Origin of the sequence: Candidatus Phytoplasma australasiaticum subsp. ipomoeae, from assembly GCF_024425275.1 — a bacterium.
In the GTDB taxonomy this organism is placed as follows: Bacteria; Bacillota_I; Bacilli_A; order Acholeplasmatales; family Acholeplasmataceae; genus Phytoplasma; species Phytoplasma australasiaticum.
In genome coordinates this window covers 1-20,888 of the sequence record NZ_JALQCV010000010.1, presented here as the reverse complement: position 1 = coordinate 20,888, position 20,888 = coordinate 1, and the positions used below count along the sequence as shown (strand labels likewise).

Genomic DNA, 20,888 nt, shown 5'->3' with positions numbered 1-20,888 from the left:
TAAAAAAGATAGGAAATTATTTTTTAATCTTTTAAACAAAAAAAGACTAACTTAATAGTTAGTCTTCAAGATTTTTAAAAAATAAAAAGTGTCTAAATTTTCGGAACAGCTCACTTATACCGAATATAAAGATGCTGATGAATTATTAATAAAAGATGGCTTAAAAAATTATCAAAAGTTTATTTAGAATCAGAAAAAATTTTTGAAAAAAAATCGTAAATAATACGGATAGATTAATTGCGTTTTATTCAGCGATTTATCTTTGCTGTTTTATTTACAATCAGCCCCCGTCCAAACCGGACAAGCAAGTTTCCCAGCATCCGGCTTTCCATAATTTACTCTCTTTCGAGAACTAATTTCTCCTCACGGTTAATTAGCTATTTGTTCTTATCGTTCTTGTTTCTGATATCGTGTATTTGTTGATTTGTTACCTTTCGATGACAATTCTTACATTTTAAGGAACTGCCATTTGTTGAACGATATTGAATTTTACTCAATGTTCGTAAAAGTTTAGTTTCTGGTGAAACTGTTGTTGACATAATATATCAACCCCTTTTTTCCCGATACCATTGAATAACTAGTAAATTACTTTCTTCTTTCGCCCTATAAGAGTGATTAACTCTCTTCTTGGTAAGACGATTAACTAAATTATTCCAAATTTAGGTTTACTCTTACGACTACTAAGAAGATGCTTTATCCTTGACCATCCGGGCTTTTATTTCCGGATTAGTAAATTTAATTACTTAGTTTTAGGATTCTCCAAGTTACGCTAAATTTCTACCTTAATTCTTTAGGGGAAGTATCCTCGTTCAGAGGCTGATTCCAGGTTTCCTTTATCTGATAAACTATCCAATACTTATCTATAATATTGATAGACTCTGGACTGTCCGTTTAAGCAACTTCCGAGACAGGTTCAGAAATTACATCCATTTACCTTCTTAGGCCATTGCAGGCTTCTCCATCGAATTATTTGGTGGCGGAGTCTTCTTGACTAATTTGCTTTCGTCGCAACCCGCTTTTATGGTCTGCTATAATTCAGTATTCTTTCGTTTACTAAACCGACCATCTCCTTTCAGGGTTTATCGGCCCCTGGCTATTGGTTAAATAGCACGAAATTTAGGCCTCTTTGGCGCCCTTTTGATTTCTGTAAACTTCTAATATCTCGCCAACGATTAAAAATAAAAAAAAATTTATACCTTTTGTACTTCTCAAAAATTCCATAATTTGTTCATCAGTCATTGATTCGCTAAAAATAATTCTTGAAATAAAATTTTTTCTAAAGGAAATTATCATTTTATCATCGAAAACGTCTAAAATGGTTTTTTTAAAATCTTCAAAATAATTATCGATTTTAAAATTTATAAAAAATTCTAAAATATTTAGATTCCTATTTTCATAAGTTTCATTCATAATTCTAACAGGAGTATCTTCACTGATTTCTCTCAAAAATTTTACAATTTCTTCATCAGTTTTAGATTTATCAAAAAAAATAGGAATATAATTTTCTTGCGCTGCAAATTTTAATTTTTCATCAGCTACATCTAAAACTTTTTCTTTAAAATAAAAATAAACATAATCCTTCTGATCTTCTGAAGTTTTTTGATATATATTTTTTTCCGGATTTTGATTATATAAATTGATTTCTGATGTTTTCAATAAATTTTTTTCATCACAGCCATAAACGTCATAAGATTTAGAAAAAATTAAAGTTACAAAAAACATAATGGATATTGAAAAAATTTTTAAATTCATTATTTTACCCCTTTTTTTATTTATTAAAAAACAAGAATAATTCAACAATGTATATTTATATTATAATCTTTTTTTAAAAAACAAAAAAAAGACCAACTTTAAAATTGGTCTTTATTATTAATTCTTTTCTTTATTTTTTATTCAATGTTATCACTGTAACCTCTTCGTTTGGTTGTGTAACGAATGGGAAGCAGTGCGAATTAATTTTTTATTACATTTATAATCCATTAGCTTTTAATTAAATAAAATAAACAAAAATCTAAAAAAATTAAATCTCAATTTAAACTAAATAAAAAAATAAAACATTATTTTTTATTAAAAAAATGATATATTTTATGGATTTTTGTGATTCATCTAAAAAATCAATAAAAATAACAAAACTTTAACTATGATGAAAATTTTAACACTTTTAAAATTAAATTAATCAAATATCATCAATCATACAATAAAAATAAAAATTTTATTTTTTAATTATTAAAACAAAAAAATGCTCTAAAAAAGTGTTAATTATTATTTTTTTTAGGTCTTAAATAATATTCATTATATTCATAACAAGAATACATAATCTTCAAAAATTCTTTTGTTAAATTGTTCACATATGCTGCTATTTCTTCTTTGTCTTTAAAATTAAAGCTATTTATTTGACTAAGTGATTGAATAAATTCACGACTTTGATTGTGAATTTCTTTACGGTGTTTATCATTAATTTCATAATTTTTTTTGGCATGGTTGATGTTAAATTCTAAATGATAACAAGCAATGTTAAGCAAAATATCATAACCAGTATCAGGGTTTGGTATTTTAACAATCAAAAAATTATCATTAAATTTTGTTTTTTGGTTTTGTTTTTTACCATTTTTTAAATTAATCCATTTATTAATATCTTCTAAAATTTCTTTAAATTTATTTTTTTGAAATCCATTTACTAATAAAACAATTGAAGCATAAAGAAAACGATGATGAATTCTATGTAATACTTGTTTATAAACAAATTCTAAATCCTCTTGATTATAATAATTTTTAGTTTCGATAATATAATCATAATCAACCAAAACATCGACTTTACCATGACCTTTTATTGACTCTCTATCAGTTTTTTTGCCTATGTTTTTAAAATGATCTGCAATATAAGAATTAATAAAATCTTCAGAAAATTTAGTTTCGTAAAAAACTTTTAAAAAATGCCCATTACTTTCAAAATTTGTCATAATTTGGTCTAACAATTGAATTATTTCAAAATATTTTTCTCTTTTTATCGACATAAATTTTTTAGACTAATCTTTCTTAATTTTAAAAAAACGGGATAAAATAGATGGTTTAATGATACATTTCGAATATAATTTATGAGGATCATAAGTTGTTTTCCATGGGAATTCGTTATAAGTCTTTTTACTAAGTTGCTTATCACTCAGATTACCAAAATCATCAAAAACTTGTTCTAAAATTGCTTTTTGTTCTTCGGTAAAAGGGGAATTTGTCATTTGCGAACTAAAATCAAAATAATATTGTTTTTGAAATTCTTGTTTTAAAGTTTCCGCATAAACAGAAGAAATAATAGGACCATACGGCCACGCTTCGATGGCATCCTGAAATAAAACCTTATTATATCTGGCCAAATAATAACCTTGTGCATAATAAAGTAATTTTTGAATTTTGGTTTTATTTATTGTTTTATCTTTATTTACAAAAAACTGAGCAACATCGAAAACATTGATTTTATTTTCCGGATTTACCATAATTAACTCCTTTTTAAAACCATTTTGAATATTAGAAGTATAACATTTTTATTTTAAAATTACAATCTTCTTTTTTATATAAGTGGGGAGTTTTTTTTAATTTTTTCTTTTCTTATCGTTTGATATTTAGATAAAAAATAAAAATGAATGACTAATTTAATTTTTAATTTACCTTGTCTTTACTGAAATAACAGATAATTAAATTGACAATAATTTTTTTGGCTTCATCATCGGAAATCTAAGGATTTATTTGAATAAAATAATATTTTAATAATTTTTATTTTTTAATATAATTTTTTTTAAAATATTATAGAATATAAATTGTAAAATTATAAATTAATTTTAATTTTAAAATAAAAGGATTTTTTAAAAAAATATGTCAAAATTATATTATTTATCTGGGCGCCAAAGAGGCCTAAATTTCGTGCTATTTAACCAATAGCCAGGGGCCGATAAACCCTGAAAGGAGATGGTCGGTTTAGTAAACGAAAGAATACTGAATTATAGCAGACCATAAAAGCGGGTTGCGACGAAAGCAAATTAGTCAAGAAGACTCCGCCACCAAATAATTCGATGGAGAAGCCTGCAATGGCCTAAGAAGGTAAATGGATGTAATTTCTGAACCTGTCTCGGAAGTTGCTTAAACGGACAGTCCAGAGTCTATCAATATTATAGATAAGTATTGGATAGTTTATCAGATAAAGGAAACCTGGAATCAGCCTCTGAACGAGGATACTTCCCCTAAAGAATTAAGGTAGAAATTTAGCGTAACTTGGAGAATCCTAAAACTAAGTAATTAAATTTACTAATCCGGAAATAAAAGCCCGGATGGTCAAGGATAAAGCATCTTCTTAGTAGTCGTAAGAGTAAACCTAAATTTGGAATAATTTAGTTAATCGTCTTACCAAGAAGAGAGTTAATCACTCTTATAGGGCGAAAGAAGAAAGTAATTTACTAGTTATTCAATGGTATCGGGAAAAAAGGGGTTGATATATTATGTCAACAACAGTTTCACCAGAAACTAAACTTTTACGAACATTGAGTAAAATTCAATATCGTTCAACAAATGGCAGTTCCTTAAAATGTAAGAATTGTCATCGAAAGGTAACAAATCAACAAATACACGATATCAGAAACAAGAACGATAAGAACAAATAGCTAATTAACCGTGAGGAGAAATTAGTTCTCGAAAGAGAGTAAATTATGGAAAGCCGGATGCTTGGAAACTTGCTTGTCCGGTTTGGACGGGGGCTGATTGTAAATAAAACAGCAAAGATAAATCGCTGAATAAAACGCAATTAATCTATCCGTATATTTTATTAACATTAATGAAAATTTATAATCCAAATAATATTATTATGGCTGCGCCATCGCAAGAAGAAATCATTCAAGGAACTAGAATTGTTAATGTAACTGTAAGTAATATTAATGTTTTAAAAACACATCCTTCATTTGCGCAATACTTTGATTTTAATCAAACATGTCCTTGTTATAACAGTACTGTAGCAGAATTTTGTATTATGTGGAAAATTAAAAATCCACCTACAAATTTATTAGGTGTTTTTTTTGATGAAAGCACTAGAGATGATGAAGATGATAAATATTCTTTAGAAGAATTAAAATATATGGCTAATAATTCTGTTAATATGTTTATTTTTTGGGAACATAAAGAAAAATAATAATTTTTTTATTATCTTATCATAATAAAAATTTATTTTCTAAATTTTAATTTTATTTATGTTGAATTATTAAATAACATTAAGGAATTTAATTATAATCAAGAGAGGACTAAATATTCAATTATCCTAACCAATCACCAGTGCTGATAAACACTAAAAGGATAATAATGGTTCATTCCATGAAAGAATAGTTAATTACAGCAGTTCTTAAAAGCGGATTGTGATAAAGTAGTTATTCCAGATGATTAGTCGCCGCATAATGTTAATCACCTTTATATAGCGAAATCTATCAATATTCATATTAAGAAATTGTCTCGGAAGCAATAGGAATATTTAAATTTAAATTAATATATATAAGATTTTTTTTTCCTCTTTTTTGATATAAACAGGGGGTTGTTTGGTCTGTAAATAAACTAATTTCGATTCTTATCGAGATCTTATTTTATAATTTTTAAAAATTTAATTTTTTAAAAATTATAAAAATTAAAGAATAACTTTATTTAGATTAAATATAAATATATTAAAATATCAAGTTTAACAATGTAACTGTATCTTAGAATGTTAAAATTTTTAATTATTATTAAAATTAAAAATTTTAAAATAGAGGTTGAAAAATATGATAAAAAATAATAAACCATTATTGTTGGTTAAATTTATTATTTAATTTTATTGAGACATCAATACAATATGATTAGAAATAATCATAATTTAAATTAATTCAGAAATTATTACAATTTATTAAAAAATATTTAATCAAAATAATGGCAATTTCAAATTGACAATTTTTATTCATAATAGATATGATTCTTTATATTATATTGTCCGCATATTAAATAAAATTAACCGAGAAATTAATATTTTCTCGGTTAATTTATTATTTAATAAAAATTTTATTTTTTATTTTTCTTGTATTTCATTAATTATTATTTGAGATATTTGTTGAGCTAAATATCCTCCATATTGTAAATCCATATTTCATCAGGTACTCAGATTATTTTTATTATCCTTACGGATAAATTTTTGCTCCTTCGAATACTAAAAAATCACTTTATTCTTGGAACTAATCAATTTAATCTCATTTGAATAGATATCAAATAAAAAAATCTTTTATATTAGTATATCGAAACTATTTCTTATAATTAAGTAATATCATATAAACATTTAAGATCCGAGATAATTACTTGTTGATATTTTCGATTGTTTTCTTCATAATCTTCAGTTATTATTTGTTGATTTTGCGAAAGTTTTTTGATAATTAGTCTTTGTTCAAACAAATCTTGCTCTAATTTAGTAATTTTTGATTTAATAAGTGATATTTCATTAATAAATGATAATATATCGTTTTGAGTTAAATCTATTTTTTGAGATTTGTCAGGATAATTATCTTCATTTAACCATATCCATTCGGATTTAACTTTTTCTTGATGTAAAAGTTTTTGTTCTAATCTAGCAGCCCTATAAGGATTATGAACTGCAATTGCATGAATTGATGATTTTATATCCTCTAATAAATCTTTATTAGATTTAACAAAATTATTATTATTTTTATTCTCATTTAAAAAAGATTCCAATTTAAAATTTGGTTTCAATTCATTTATTTGTAAAGATTGACTATATATTTTTGTTTCTAACATTTTAAAACGCTCTTTTAAAGATCTAAATTTACAATAAACATCAAAATATTTATTAAGTTCTGCTTTATTTTTATCAATATAAGATTTTTTATTTTTTAAAAATTGATAATTTTGTTTATATTTATTACGAATTGAATTTATTTCGTACATTTCTCTTGACGTTAAATCATCAGGAATATTATCAGTATTTTCTAAAATATAATCTTTTATATTATTAAATCGTGCTGAAGTGATTTTAATTTTATTTATGCCATAACTAAAATGATTTTTCGAACCAAAACCGGATTTTGATTCCAAAATTGTTAGTTCTTCTTGATTATTACGAAGTTCTTCTTGATTATTATGAGAATTTTGAGAATCTTTATAATCAAACCATGATTCTTGCTCATTAAATTTATTATTAATCATTAAAATAATTAATCCTAAAGTAAAAATAATAATAATTATAAATTTTTTGGAAAATTTTTTCTTTAAATGCATTCAGTTAATGTTCTTTCTAGTTATAAATTCAATTATTTTTATTGTATGAAGTAAAATTTAAAACATTAATTTAATTCATGAATATATAAAATACTTACTATTATTATACAATTATTAACTGAAATTTTCATTTGAAAATAATATTTATTACAAATAAATTTTAATTAAAATTTATTTATATAAATAAAATATTTGCATTTTGATCTTTTATTATAATTTGTTTTCTGATATTTATTATAAAAAGTGCAAATAGCCCCCTATCTAAATCAAAAAAAACAAATTTGCCAGCATCCGAATGACCCATAATTTATCCTCTTCTTAATAATAACATTGTGTCACCACTCGTTAGTTGTTTATTAATTATTAAAATAATAAAATAATATAATTTTTATTTTGATCATAAAAAAATTTTCTTCATTTTGAAATAAGAATTTAATTTTAATAAAATTTTATTTTATCAAGATAAAAAAGTTATTTTTGATGATTTATCAACAGTATTTATCAACAGCATAAATATAATTATCAAAAAATTTTAATTATTTATTAAAGAAATTTAATTTACAAAATTGTAAATCTTTTTAATAAAAATTAAATTTTAAAAATTCTAAAAATTAATTTAACTTTTTTCAAATATATTAAAAAATTAAAATTTTTTTGGTTATTTATAAAAAAAATATAATTAAATTGTAACAAATATCAAAATAATAATTGATAATAAGCATTTTTCCAAAAACTGATTACAAAGAAACAAGTAATTTTATGAATGGTTTTGGTAATCACTTTTTTTAATATGCAGTTTTTTTGAGCATAAGCTAGGAAATCATAACCTCAATCTTGAATAATTATTTAAATCTTTAATTAAGTCCAACACTTTTTTGGAAATAAATCTTCTTTAGTTAAAAAGCAAAGATATAAATTAAAAATTTTTCCAAAAAGATCAACTTTCTTAATTGATCTTGATCATAATTAACAGATTATTAATTTTAATACTCTTAGAGCAGGGTGAGTTAATCTTCTACATAATATAATGATTTGCAATAAACATTATTTATTTTTCCATAAAATATTTATTTACTAAATAAAATCTAATTAAATAATTAATCTTGTTTAGAATTTTTTATTATTATCATTAATATGATTTAAAATTCTTAATTAATAAGAAGTAAAATAAAATATTTATTACGCATAAAATAATTATGAAGTACATTCTACTATATTGTTGGAATAATAATTTCCATATTTGATTATTAATCAAATAAAGATTTTTTAAATATTGTTTCCATTAAGTTAATAATTTTTTTTAGAGAAAGTTAATTGTTGTTCAGATATTTTATTATAGAAATATATTTTTTTAACATTATTTTGTAAAATATATTTTTGTTTTGTTGCATAAGATTCAGAAGTTTTTTTAGCTTCAGTTAAATCCGAGATAGCTTGATATCTAGTTGTAATGATTTGTTCCCGATACCGATGACTTTATTTTTAGCAGTTTCTAAATTATTTTTGTCAGTTTCTAAATTTTTTTCGAGTTAAACCATGTATTTCTTGATCTTTTTTGGCGATCTGTGGATTTAAATCTGTTTTGCCATGATAACTATTCTATTTAATTGATTTATGATTTGTAAACTTATTTATAATAATTTAATGAGTTAACTATATCCTTTTACAAAATTAAATTTTTTTAACTTTCTAAAATGCAAATAGTTATAAATAAAAATATATCCTCCGATACAAATAAAAAATAATTTCTTAATATTATCACCAAATAATAAATTTGGTTAATGATATCACAATGACTAAATATTGAGGGGGGGGTGTAAACTTCATTATAATATACTCTCTTTGTATAAGAGATTCTTGCTTTAATTATTAAATATATTATTTTTTTGGTATAAATTATTGTAATAATATCTACCAAATATTAAATTCCATTGTTTTATAGTTTCAAAATCAGCATCATTTATAATATCATTTATTGTTTCCCAATTTATATTATCTATATTTTCAGACATTGTATAGTCGGTACTTAAATTTAACATTTCATCTTTTTTTTGTAATGATAAATTATCTATATTGTTTTTATTAAATGCTATATATATTTGTTGCGGCGATAAATTTATAATTCGCAAAATTTTATTTAATAGTATTTTTTCATCATTATAAAGTTTATATTTAACAAAAATAAAATGAAGTTTTTTTATAGTTTCATAATCAGCATTATTTATAATATTATTTATATTTTCCCATTCCTCAGATACATTTAACATTTTGTCTTTTGTTTGTTTTTTTAATATTTGATATATTTGTTTCGGTGATAAATTATTTATATCTTCTTTATTTAATTCATTTAATATTATATATATTTCACGAGGAGATAAATTAATTATTTCCAAAGTTTCGTTTAATTTTCTTTTTGTATAAAAGAATTTTAATGCTCGTTTTAAAGGTGCTAATTGGGCATTTACTTCATCCTGGAACAAATCTATCGTTTTAAAACCTAACATAGCTGCACTAATTTGGGCCATTAACAAAGTATTTTTTAAAATATTTTTTACAAAATTCACTATTTATACATACTCCTTTATTTTTTTATTACACAAATTTATTAATAAAATAACATGATATTTAGGCCTCTTTAATACCCTAAAATCTTTATAATAATATGAATCAAAAAAGTTATAAATAAAAAAAATTATCTCACCAAATACTCCCTCCTGCAAGGGAGTATTTGGATTAATAAATATGTTTTTTTATAATATTAACAACAATAAATATTTTATTAATTATTTTCAAAATTCTTCGTAAATACTTTGTGCTTCACTATTTATAAATGAATATTGTTTAATGAAATTATTTAATATTAAATCATCTTTTATGTACGCATTAATTTTTTCTTTTAATTCATTGATAATAATATCATTTTCTTTTTCTATAATAAGCTCTGAATCATTACTATCATATTGTAAATCGATGTATTTCTTTAATCTTAGAATTGTTTCATTAATTAAATCATCTAATTCTAAATTTGTTAATTTTAAATTGAATTTTTTCTCGAATTTTGCCTGAATAGAAAAATTTAATGCTGGATGATATAATTTTAAATCAAGTTGGTTTTTTGATTTTTGAGCTATTTTTTCAATAACAAAATCATATAATTTTAAATCCTTAATTTTATTGTTTAAATCTATAATCATTTCTTCAGTAATTGCATTATATAAATTGTTATAATTTGAATTTAAATGTGAAATGAATCTTTCTTGTAATTCTGGTATTACTTCATTTACTAATGGTGAGATTCCAGGTTTTTTGATTGATAATTAAAAAAAGATTTTAATATTTTTTCATTTTATGAATCCTAATTCTGATAAAATTGTTTGCATTTTCATTTCTTGTTCATTATAATTGATCAATTGTATTAAATTTTCATATAATTCACAAAGAATATTTTTTTTATCGTTGCCATCTGGTAATGTTTGTATTTCTTGTTCAATTTCTATCATACGATATCTTATTTTATGAATGGTATTTTGAATTTTTAATATTTTTTCTTCATTAGTTGGATTATTTTCAATTAAATTTGAATCACTTTTTTCAAAATTATTCGAATTTATGACTAAAGCTTTATTATGACTTGTAGTAAGCTCAATTAATTGTAGTAAATTTTTATTTAATTCAAAAAGTATATTCTCTTTAACCTTTTCGTCGGATAATTTTTTTATTTCTTGTTCTATGATTATTATTTGTAAAGCTTTATTATGATTTATAGTAAACTCCATTAATTTTAGTAAATTTTGGTTTAATTCATAAAGTATATTACCTTGAATATTTTCGTCTGGTAATTTTTTTATTTTTTGTTCTATAAATATTATTTGTTGTTTATTTATATCAATTAAATTTTTAATTTTTAATATCTGTTCATCAATACTTAAATGTTTTTTACTTAGATTTTGATCAATTGTTTCAGAATTACCCGAATACATAGCTATAACTTGATTCTGATTAGCTATCAATAATAATCCTAAAAAAATAAATAAAAATGATGGTAATAAAAATAATTGTTGTTTTAATTTAATCATTTAATTCAAAAAACCTCTTTTTTTATCTTATTTTAATCCTCAGATGAGGATCTTTTATTTAAGAAAATTAATTGGACAAAAAAATAATATTTATTACTCATAATTGACTTCCCTATTTCAAAAAAATAATAATAAATTTTAAAAATTTTTTTTAAACAAATGATATTATTTTAAGTAAATCATTATATAATAAAAATTTTTTAATATATTATATTTCTAACAAATCATAAATAACAAAAAAAAGTTAATTAAAAAACCAGAAAATAAAATTTAATTTTAGTTAAAAAACGATAATTTTTTTATTTTAACATATATTATTTTTTATTAAATGTTTTTTAAGTTTACACTCAATCTTTATTATACAATTATATTAATTAAACGCTAAATTAAAAATTATTGATTCATTTATTTTTCATTTTAAACTTATTCTATTTTCGTAAATAATAAACGTTTAACCAGTCATATTTTTATATCTTCTTTGATGAATAAGTATTTTTATTTTATTGAACTTCAATTTTTTTGTTTTTGTTTATTTTTTTTATTTATGTCTTTAATTATCCAAGACACAAATGAATATTTTTATGATTGAATATAAAATATACTTAATAACTATTTAATAATAGTTTTTAGAATAATTTTAAAATATAATATTCTTTTTTAAATTGCAAAATAATAATTTTTTGGAAAAAAATTTTAATATAATATTTATTTTTTTAATTAAATTGTTTTAAAATAAATATAAATTCTTAAATCGATTTACTTTTATTTTATTTTTTTAATTTTAATTTAATCAATATTAATATCATAATATTTTTACTATTTAAATGAAAAAAATTTAATCATAATCCAATTTATTTATATCATATTCCAAAAAGATTTTATATCATGACTTTAAAAAAACAAGTACTTAATATTATAGAAATATTTCTCTTTTTAATATAATTAATCAAAAAACTACTAATTTAAATAAAATAAAATTATTTATTTTTAGCAAAGTAAAAAGTAATTTTGATATAGTTGAAAATGATATATTTTTTTTTAGTTCAAAAATTGTTCCTAATGTCATTTTTAATTATCTTATTTTAAAAAAACAAAAAAAGATCAACTAAGAAAGTTGATCTTGATCATAATTAACAAATTATTAATCGTAATACTTTTGGGGGGGCGCAGCGCGAAGTCATTTATTATTTATTGGTGACAAGATTCCAGATTTTCGCTGATAAACCATCCCATACAAATCAAGTATATTAATAGACTATAGACTATTCGCTTATATTAATTTGCGATATAGGTTAGCTTATTACATTTTCTTAGTTTCTTAAGTCATTTCAGGTTTACCCTTAGAATAATTCAGTGGAGGCATCATCTTCTTGAATAACTACTTCGTCGCAACCTGCTTTTAAAAATAACTGTAATTTATTATTGTTTCCCTTAATAAACCAATAAACCATTCTTAGCTTTTTAGTGTTCATATCACTGTTTATTGGTTAGATAATACGATATTTAGATCTATTGGATAATCAGAGCAAAATTATGTTAGTTCCAAAATTTATATTTTTGATTCAATTTATTATTTAAAATTAATTAATTATAATATATTAAAGAATAAACTAAATAATTGTTTTCGATTATCAGCCATTTTAATTTGAATATCTTGTAATAATCCTAGCTGATATGAAGAAATATATGATGTTTGCATATCGTTACAAATCGAAAACATTTTTTGATTCATGTCAGAATATTCTTGGTCTAATTGTTTTATTTGTATTAAATTAAGTTCTAAATTAATTAATTTAATTTGTTGTTGTTTTAATTGCAATTGTTGATAAGTTATTATTTGTTCGTTTATTTGTCTTAATTGATTAAATAAATTAGATAATTGAGCATGTTCTGTATTTTCTAAAGAATTACTAATTATTTGATTTAATTGATTTGCTTGGAAAAATAAATTTTGTAATGGGTCGTTGTAATTTGTATAATAATTAGGCGTATCATAATATGTTAAATTGTGATTCATGGCTAAAATAATATTCTTATTCGCATTATAATAAAACAATAATCCTGCAAAAAATAAAAACAATAAATTAGTTTTTAATAAAAAGTTTTTTTGTTTTAAATAAATCATATTTTTATTAATTTTCCTTAATTAATTTTAATAATAAATAATAATAAAAATAAATTAAAAAAATTTATAAATAATACTTACAATATAATTGTACCTATTTTTAATAATATTTTTAAATAATTAATAATTTTATTAATGAAAAATGGATCTTATTAATTAATCTAAAATAATAAAAATTAAAGTTTTATTTATATTAATAAACAATATATGAACAATAAATTTTAATATTATATAATATTTTAATTAAAAAGATTATTATAAAAGTTTCAATTAATTTATTTTTATGTTTATCAGGAAAATATACACGCATATATAATACTCTTGAATCCGATTTCGAATTATTTTATATATACTTCTTTACATTTAAAAGTAAATCATTTAATTTGATATATTTTCGATTTAAAATTTTTGTAGTTTTTAAATTTTTGCTAATATACAAAAATTTATTTAAAGACAACTTGTAGAAGATATATAGATATACTTCTATTTATATGATAAATGTTAAAGCGAATATTATTTTAATAATCATTATTTATTATTATAATTAGTTTTATTAATAAACAGAAATAACAAATATAAAATTAATAACATTATTTTTAAATTGATTAACTGTTAATTTTCACATAATAATATAATTTCATGATTTAATTTAATATTTAAAAATTTTTTTTTAATTTTATTGAATAAACCGGTTATTATTATAAATGCAAAAAGAGTTATAAAAATTTTATATATAAATTATTTTATATTATTGAAAAGGTAATATATAAAATATTAGAGAAATTACGCTGTACTTCTAATAATATTTTATTAATCTGCCAATAAACAAAAAAAGATCAATTTTAAAGTTGATCTTTTTTAAAGATAATCGAAAAAAACTTTATAAACAAAGTTGATTCCATATCAAGAAAGACGAAATTAATCAAAATTTTCAATTATTAATAAGATTATATGGATAGAATATTTTCGTTTCAATATCAAAATTGGTATTTTTGATATCTATTACAAACAGCCCCCATCTAAACCGGACAAGCAAGTTTCCCAGCATCCGGCTTGCCATAATTTATCCTCTTTTGAACACTGGACTTTAGTTGCAATAAATTACTGACTTCTTTCGCCCTATAAAGACCGTTAACCTTCATCTTGGGAGGGCGATTAACTTAATTATTCCAAATTAAGTTTTACTCCTCCGACTACTAAAAAGTCGCTTTATCCTTGAGCCTAATGACTTTTATTTCATTATTAGTTAATTTAATAACTAGCTTTTAGGATTCTCCAAGTTACTCTTTATTCTTTTAATTCTTCTTGATAATTTTTAATTTTTTTCTGAATATTCCATTAATCTTTTACATTGATCTTCATAATTTTTAATTTCAGTTTCGATTTTGAATATTTGCTCTGCCCATTTTTTCTGTTTACATCTTAGTTTAAATAATTTATTTCTTGTCATAAACTTATTTTCTTTAATTAAGTTTTTTTTATTATTTATTTTTTGTTGTAATTCTTCTTTTTGAGAATTTAATAATGTAATTTGAAATTGAAAATCGGCATATTTTTCCGATTCTAATTCATTAATTAAATTTTGTTTTTGATTAAGCAAAATAGGAGGTGTGAGTTTTTTGTTTTTTGGCTCTTCATCATGCTTAGACGTTTTCTCTACAGAAGTAGATAATATTTTTTCCTTACCAATATTATCCATTTTTTTATAAAAAATAATGATAATTGCCATTATCAACAATAGTAATATAATTATAATAATCTGTTTTTTTTGGAAAAATTTTAATTTATTCATAAATATTAATGATCTTTCTAAACTATATAAAACTTATTTTTTCATATTTGATTAATTTTTTTTGTGTTAATTGGTAAATTTTAATTTCAAATATAAAATAATCCATATAATCAAAAAGACTTTATATATTTGAAAATTTATATAAAATAAACAACAATAAATATTAATCAATAATGAAATGTTATTAATTAATAACTTTAAATTTATTAAAATTAATAAAATTGTTGATAAATAAAAATAACTTTTATTTTTTAATTTATCAAAAATTTTTTAATTTAAAAAATATTACGAAAATATAATTGTTACTACAAAAGAATATTCAAAATATTAAAAAATTTTTAAATTTTATAAAATAAATAATTTTTTTTATAAAAAATTTTGATTCACAATATTATTTATTCTATTTTTATAGATGCTAAATGATTTAAAAAATCATATTTTTTTATTTTTAATTTTTTGGCATTTAATAAAGATTTTTTTTCAATTATTTCGGATTTTGTTATATTTTTTAGGGTTATCGATTCATGCTTTTGAATCTCATCGTTTAACTTTAAAACAATTATTTTTCTGATTGTTTTTAATTTAAAAATACTGTCTGGATGTATCACTTTTATAGCAAAAACTTGATTATTTTTAATATTTATGTAAAACGCACAAACTAAAAATATCCAAAAAATTAAAAAAATATTCAATAATTTGTTTTTATTAACATAAAAATTCATTTTTAACCTCTTTTTTGAAAAACAATTTATTTCCGATAAAATTTTATCAAATAAAATACAATTATTTTGAACAAAATTAAAATTTTTGATTTTAATTATAAAATTAAAAAATTAATTTTAAATTTTAAATAATTTCATATAATATAACTTTAATATAATAATAAAATTAATAATTTATATTTAAATTTAAATATTAAAATAAATAATTATTATTTAATTAATATTGGATTTTGATATTGCTAATCGAAATTTAGTAAAAATTATCTAATTTATATTGAATAAATAAAATATATATTTCACATTTTTATTATCGATTAATAAAAATAAATAATACAATTCATCAATTTAATATAAAACTAATTTATAAACACATCAACCATATTCACTTATTTTTGATAAAAATCAAGACAAAATTAACTTTATAACAAAAACAAAAATAATTAATAAATATGATATATTTTTAAAATAAAAAAATAAATTATAACAATTAATGTAACAGTAATATTATTTATTTATTATTTTTAATTTTAAATTATATAATGTAGATGTATTATGATTTAATATTTTATATTATTTCATATTATTAATTCAATGTTATTAATTTAGTTTTTATTATTATAAACCTATTAAAGTTGTTATTATTTGGATTAAATTAAAATATAAAAAATTATTATATTGATTAAATTTAAAAAAATATAGAATATTGGTTTTTTAAAACTAAACAAATTTTATTATATTAAAAATTTTTAAATTATTAATTAAAAAAATTTATAAATTATTTATATATTCAATTAGAAAGTTTTTTCGAAAAATATGAAATTAAATTCAACAAAAATTAAAATAAATATAATATTTAATTTAATTTGTTTATGTATAATTTTTTTACTTTTAATATTGATACATAATCGTAAGTCTAATTTAGTTTATGCCGGTCAAATTTATTCAGAAGTTAAAAAAACAGATTCTTCGGAAATATTATTCGATGCTTCAGAAAAAAAAATCGAAATTTTAAGAGCAAAAATAGATAACCTATCAATAAAAAAAACTGAAATATCAAAAGAAATAGATATGATAAAACAAGCATTATTATCTAATTTAAAAATTAAAAATAAATCTAATATTAACGTTTCCCAAAATTTTTTAAGATTTCAAAAATCTTTATTAACAAACAAATTATATACTCTTAAACAAAATATAAATGAAATAAATTTAGAACAAATAGAATTAGAATATAAACTAAAAAAAATTATATTATTAAAAAAATAAAATAATTTATCTAAATAACCTTTTAAAATTAGTTTCACTTTAACTTAATAATAATTAAATAAAATAATTTATAATGAAAATATTTTTGTATTATTTTTTAAATCAAAAATAAGTATACATTTTATTTTTTAATTAAATCTCCAAAATAAATTCAATTAAAAAGTCTTTTTTCGAAGGTCTTTTTATTTTAATTTATATAATTGGATATAATAAAATTAATTTAGATTGTAAATAACAATATTATATTAGACGCATTCTTTCTCTTAATTAATAGTATTTATATTAAATTTAATAAATTTGAACATTTTTGTTAACTTTATATAAAAAAATATAATTAATTTTAAGTTAATTTTAATTTTTTCAATTTCGTCAATTATTGCGTTAACTTTATCTTTAATTTGGGAATTTTTTTCCTTATTATCTTTTATATCAAGTCGTTTTAATTTATCAATGCTTTGTTGTTTTGCTTCTCGTTGTTGTTATAACGATAATGTTGTTTGTTTTAATTCATCTATTCGAGATAGAATCAAAATTTGATATTCATTAAATTTATCTTAGTATCGATTAATAAAGTTGTTTTTTTTAGATAAATCTAAATAATTGTGCCGATTTGATTCTATTTTAGGAATGTCTTTGTGCACTCTTGTTAATAAATCAGATAATAATAAAGAAGGATGGTTCTCAGATTTTGTAAAACGATAAGTTTTAATTAGTTCTAATCTAGCAGCAGTAATTTTAGGTTTAATAATTATGTTATAATCTTTGATTTTTTAAGTTTTTGGAAGCACTGTTGCGGATACTTTAAAAGCTAAGAATTTTTGTTTTGAATAAAATGAGAAAGTTTTTTGATTTTATTGCTTTATTATAAACTTGATTAATCACAATGATCATTACTACTATAATTGTTATTACTAACAAAAAAATAACAATCATATCAGTAATTTTTTGGCAAACAACTTTTTTATTCATGAATTTCTTAACTTTTCTGATAATATAGTAAGACTATTATCAAATCTGAAATTTCGAATATATTACCATTATATAACTTTAACAAGAAAATATTAAATAAAAATAGTTATTAAATTGAATTTAATAAATATTCATTCATGATTAATTAATAAAATTTAACATATTTTGATTTATTATTGTTTTGCGTAACGTGATGGGCACAGGTATAACTAAGATTTTTTTGCGGCATAATACCTGATAGTTAATTATTTATGAATATGTAATTAATTTACACGTTTTTTTAAATTTGACGTGGTTTTTTTAAAAACCTAAATATAAATTATTTTAATTTTTTTATGTTAAAATTTTTAATAGAAATAAATTTTAATTAGAAATTAAATAATCTAACAAATGAATAAAAAGATAAATAAAAAAATATTAATAATATTTTTATTGCTTATTTATATTTTAATATTTTATTATATTTTAATTCTTAACAAAAATAACTTTTTAATATTCAATAATCTCAAAAATAATAACTTAACTCATATTTTTAAAACACTCCAAAAACAACCAAAATCTGAATCTAAAAAAGAAGATAATTTAAAAATTTTAAATAAGTATCATAATTTATTAAACTTTATAAAAAAAATTTATTTAAAATATCAAAATGAAATTAAAAAAATTAATAATAAATTAAATTTACATCAGAAAGATTATTTAATTTTAAATAAAGAATTGCATCATTATAAAAATTTAAAAAAAGTTTTTAATAAAAAAATAGATCAGATTACAACAGAATTAGATCAAAAAAAACAAATATTAATGAAACATAAAATTTATTCTTTTAAAAAAGCTTCTTTGATGATAGACGAACAACAGCTTCAAGAATTTAAACAAAAAAATGATGACATGAAGAAGATAATACAAGCAAAAAAAGAGCAAATACAAAATTCAAAAATAAAAATAATTGACTTAGAAAAATATAAAAATATTTATTATAAAATACTATATGATTTAAGTAAGTGTCAAAAAGGTTTAAATATCGTGTTTTCTAACCAATAATCAATGACAAATAAACACTAAAGAGTTAAGAACGGTTTCTTAAAGAAAACAATAACAAATTACAGTAGTTCTTAAAATCGGGTCGCGATAAAGTATAGTTAGTAAAGGCAATTATTATACCAAATAATTCTAAGAATAAGTCACAAATACCTAATAGGCAAAACAATGTAATCCGTAAACCTAGCTTACAAATCATTAAAACTGAACACTCCGTAATCTATCAATTATATTATTTAAATATTGGTTTATTGATTCAAAAAATGGAAATCTTATAGTTTTCACAGTGTTTAATTATAATACATCTACAAAAGTATTAAAATCTAAATAATCTGTTAATAATGATTAAGATCAACTTTCTTAGTTGATCTTTTTTTAAAAGACATAAAGATATATCTAAATCTTATCTTTTCTAATTTATTTGGTAAAAAAGTAATAATAATAAAAGCTTTATTATTGTTTTTTCAAAAACAAATCAAAATTATTTTTGTTTTGTGACTGTTTTTTTTATTTATTTTATTCCCTGATAGATCACAGATTTTATCTAATTTATATAAATTTTGAATATGATAACAAATACATTATCAAATTATTTTATATCTTAATCTAATGTTTTTTCTAATCGGTCAAAACTTTCATGCAATTCTCTAAAACTTTGGTGTAATGCTTTATCCTGATCTTTTTTTATAAAATAAGTAGGAGTACCAATAATTACGACCCAAATAATTAGAAAAATAATTTCTTTTATTAATTTTTTTAAATTGTTCATATTATGAAAACTCCTTTGTTTTTTTAGTTAATAAGATATTCATTTTTTATTAATAGAAATAAAAAAAGACTCTTTGTTTAAAGAAGTCTGGTTATTTATATAAGTAAGTATGGTTAAATAAAAAAACCCTTTTGAAAAGGGTCTTATTATAAAAAAGATAATTTTTTTATGTTGATAATATTTTTAGTTTTTTTCATCATTTAAATCATTTAAAAGGTTTTTATAAGTTTTTAATTGTTCTTTTTGATTATCAATTAATTGTTTGTAATTTTCTTTTAATTTTAAGAGATTTTCTTTTTGATCATCAGTAATACTTCCTTGTAATCCTTTATCTATGTTTGTTATTTTGGTTGCATTATCATAAATTTTCTGTTTTAAATTAATTATGTTTTCTTCAATGGTAAGGTTATGATAAACAGGTTGTCTGCTACTAGTTTCTGGAAGTTTTGGATCCATTGCCATAACTAAATCATTTAAAAGGTTTTTATAAGTTTTTAATTGTTCTTTTTGATTATCAATTAATTGTTTGTAATTTTCTTTTAATTTTAAGAGATTTTCTTTTTGATCATCAGTAATACTTCCTTGTAATCCTTTATCTATGTTTGTTATTTTGGTTGCATTATCATAAATTTTCTGTTTTAAATTAATTATGTTTTCTTCAATGGTAAGGTTATGATAAACAGGTTGTCTGCTACTAGTTTCTGGAAGTTTTGGATCCATTGCCATAACTGGATGAATATTGATTAACAGGAATAATCCTAAATAATTAATTAAAAATAATGGTAAAAGATATAATTTATTTTTTATTTGCATCATTTTAACTTATAACTCCTTTTATGTTATCCCT

General features: G+C 20.1%; 17 protein-coding genes. 4 read left to right on the top strand and 13 right to left on the bottom strand.

All coding sequences use genetic code 11. The features are described 5' to 3' along the window. Window positions 1-377 precede the first annotated feature (377 nt). The 4 genes from NQK76_RS01925 to NQK76_RS01910 all read right to left on the bottom strand — a co-directional run bounded on the left by NQK76_RS01925 (window position 378) and on the right by NQK76_RS01910 (window position 3,488). Window positions 378-539, bottom strand: a complete 162-nt coding sequence (locus NQK76_RS01925; RefSeq protein WP_158637920.1) for a hypothetical protein — start codon at window positions 537-539, stop codon at window positions 378-380. Between the two features lie 577 nt (window positions 540-1,116). Then, entirely contained in the window at window positions 1,117-1,752 is a 636-nt protein-coding gene (locus NQK76_RS01920; RefSeq protein WP_004994596.1) for a hypothetical protein, read from the bottom strand. Window positions 1,753-2,255: 503 nt separating this feature from the next. Continuing rightward, window positions 2,256-3,014, bottom strand: coding sequence for a hypothetical protein (locus tag NQK76_RS01915; RefSeq protein WP_255872696.1), 759 nt, complete (start codon window positions 3,012-3,014; stop codon window positions 2,256-2,258). 12 nt (window positions 3,015-3,026) lie between these two features. Then, window positions 3,027-3,488: a Panacea domain-containing protein gene (locus tag NQK76_RS01910; RefSeq protein WP_004994593.1), complete on the bottom strand. Its 462-nt coding sequence runs from the start codon at window positions 3,486-3,488 to the stop codon at window positions 3,027-3,029. Between the two features lie 996 nt (window positions 3,489-4,484). Between NQK76_RS01910 and NQK76_RS01905 the strand changes: the two genes are divergently transcribed. Both NQK76_RS01905 and NQK76_RS01900 read left to right on the top strand, forming a co-directional pair. Then, window positions 4,485-4,646 (top strand): hypothetical protein, encoded by a 162-nt coding sequence (locus tag NQK76_RS01905; protein WP_158637920.1) that lies wholly within the window; start codon window positions 4,485-4,487, stop codon window positions 4,644-4,646. A gap of 170 nt (window positions 4,647-4,816) precedes the next feature. Further along, window positions 4,817-5,167: a hypothetical protein gene (locus NQK76_RS01900; protein WP_004994579.1), complete on the top strand. Its 351-nt coding sequence runs from the start codon at window positions 4,817-4,819 to the stop codon at window positions 5,165-5,167. Between the two features lie 1,139 nt (window positions 5,168-6,306). Here the strand turns inward: NQK76_RS01900 and NQK76_RS01895 are convergent. The 7 genes from NQK76_RS01895 to NQK76_RS01865 form a co-directional block, all read right to left on the bottom strand. Next, window positions 6,307-7,281, bottom strand: coding sequence for a hypothetical protein (locus NQK76_RS01895; RefSeq protein WP_255872695.1), 975 nt, complete (start codon window positions 7,279-7,281; stop codon window positions 6,307-6,309). Window positions 7,282-9,143: 1,862 nt separating this feature from the next. Further along, complete coding sequence (locus tag NQK76_RS01890) at window positions 9,144-9,845, bottom strand: hypothetical protein (RefSeq protein ID WP_255872568.1); 702 nt, start codon at window positions 9,843-9,845, stop codon at window positions 9,144-9,146. Window positions 9,846-10,070: 225 nt separating this feature from the next. Beyond that, window positions 10,071-10,475, bottom strand: coding sequence for a hypothetical protein (locus NQK76_RS01885; RefSeq protein WP_004994575.1), 405 nt, complete (start codon window positions 10,473-10,475; stop codon window positions 10,071-10,073). A 147-nt stretch (window positions 10,476-10,622) separates the two neighbouring features. After that, the gene (locus NQK76_RS01880; protein ID WP_004994573.1) at window positions 10,623-11,357 is read right to left on the bottom strand and encodes an SVM family protein; all 735 of its coding nucleotides are present in this window, start codon (window positions 11,355-11,357) and stop codon (window positions 10,623-10,625) included. Between the two features lie 1,588 nt (window positions 11,358-12,945). After that, window positions 12,946-13,482, bottom strand: coding sequence for a hypothetical protein (locus NQK76_RS01875; protein ID WP_255872694.1), 537 nt, complete (start codon window positions 13,480-13,482; stop codon window positions 12,946-12,948). 1,315 nt (window positions 13,483-14,797) lie between these two features. Then, window positions 14,798-15,274: a hypothetical protein gene (locus NQK76_RS01870; RefSeq protein ID WP_255872693.1), complete on the bottom strand. Its 477-nt coding sequence runs from the start codon at window positions 15,272-15,274 to the stop codon at window positions 14,798-14,800. A 395-nt stretch (window positions 15,275-15,669) separates the two neighbouring features. Further along, window positions 15,670-15,996 (bottom strand): hypothetical protein, encoded by a 327-nt coding sequence (locus NQK76_RS01865; RefSeq protein WP_004994567.1) that lies wholly within the window; start codon window positions 15,994-15,996, stop codon window positions 15,670-15,672. Between the two features lie 813 nt (window positions 15,997-16,809). On the opposite strand from NQK76_RS01865, the gene NQK76_RS01860 reads away from it, so the two are divergent. Together NQK76_RS01860 and NQK76_RS01855 are read left to right on the top strand one after the other, a co-directional pair. After that, a complete protein-coding gene (locus NQK76_RS01860; RefSeq protein WP_004994565.1) occupies window positions 16,810-17,262 on the top strand; it encodes a hypothetical protein in 453 nt (150 codons plus the stop codon). 1,359 nt (window positions 17,263-18,621) lie between these two features. Beyond that, complete coding sequence (locus NQK76_RS01855; protein WP_255872692.1) at window positions 18,622-19,275, top strand: coiled-coil domain-containing protein; 654 nt, start codon at window positions 18,622-18,624, stop codon at window positions 19,273-19,275. A 598-nt stretch (window positions 19,276-19,873) separates the two neighbouring features. Here the strand turns inward: NQK76_RS01855 and NQK76_RS01850 are convergent. Next, entirely contained in the window at window positions 19,874-20,041 is a 168-nt protein-coding gene (locus NQK76_RS01850) for a hypothetical protein (protein ID WP_255872691.1), read from the bottom strand. Between the two features lie 183 nt (window positions 20,042-20,224). Further along, complete coding sequence (locus tag NQK76_RS01845; RefSeq protein WP_255872690.1) at window positions 20,225-20,857, bottom strand: SVM family protein; 633 nt, start codon at window positions 20,855-20,857, stop codon at window positions 20,225-20,227. Between the last annotated feature and the right edge of the window lie 31 nt (window positions 20,858-20,888).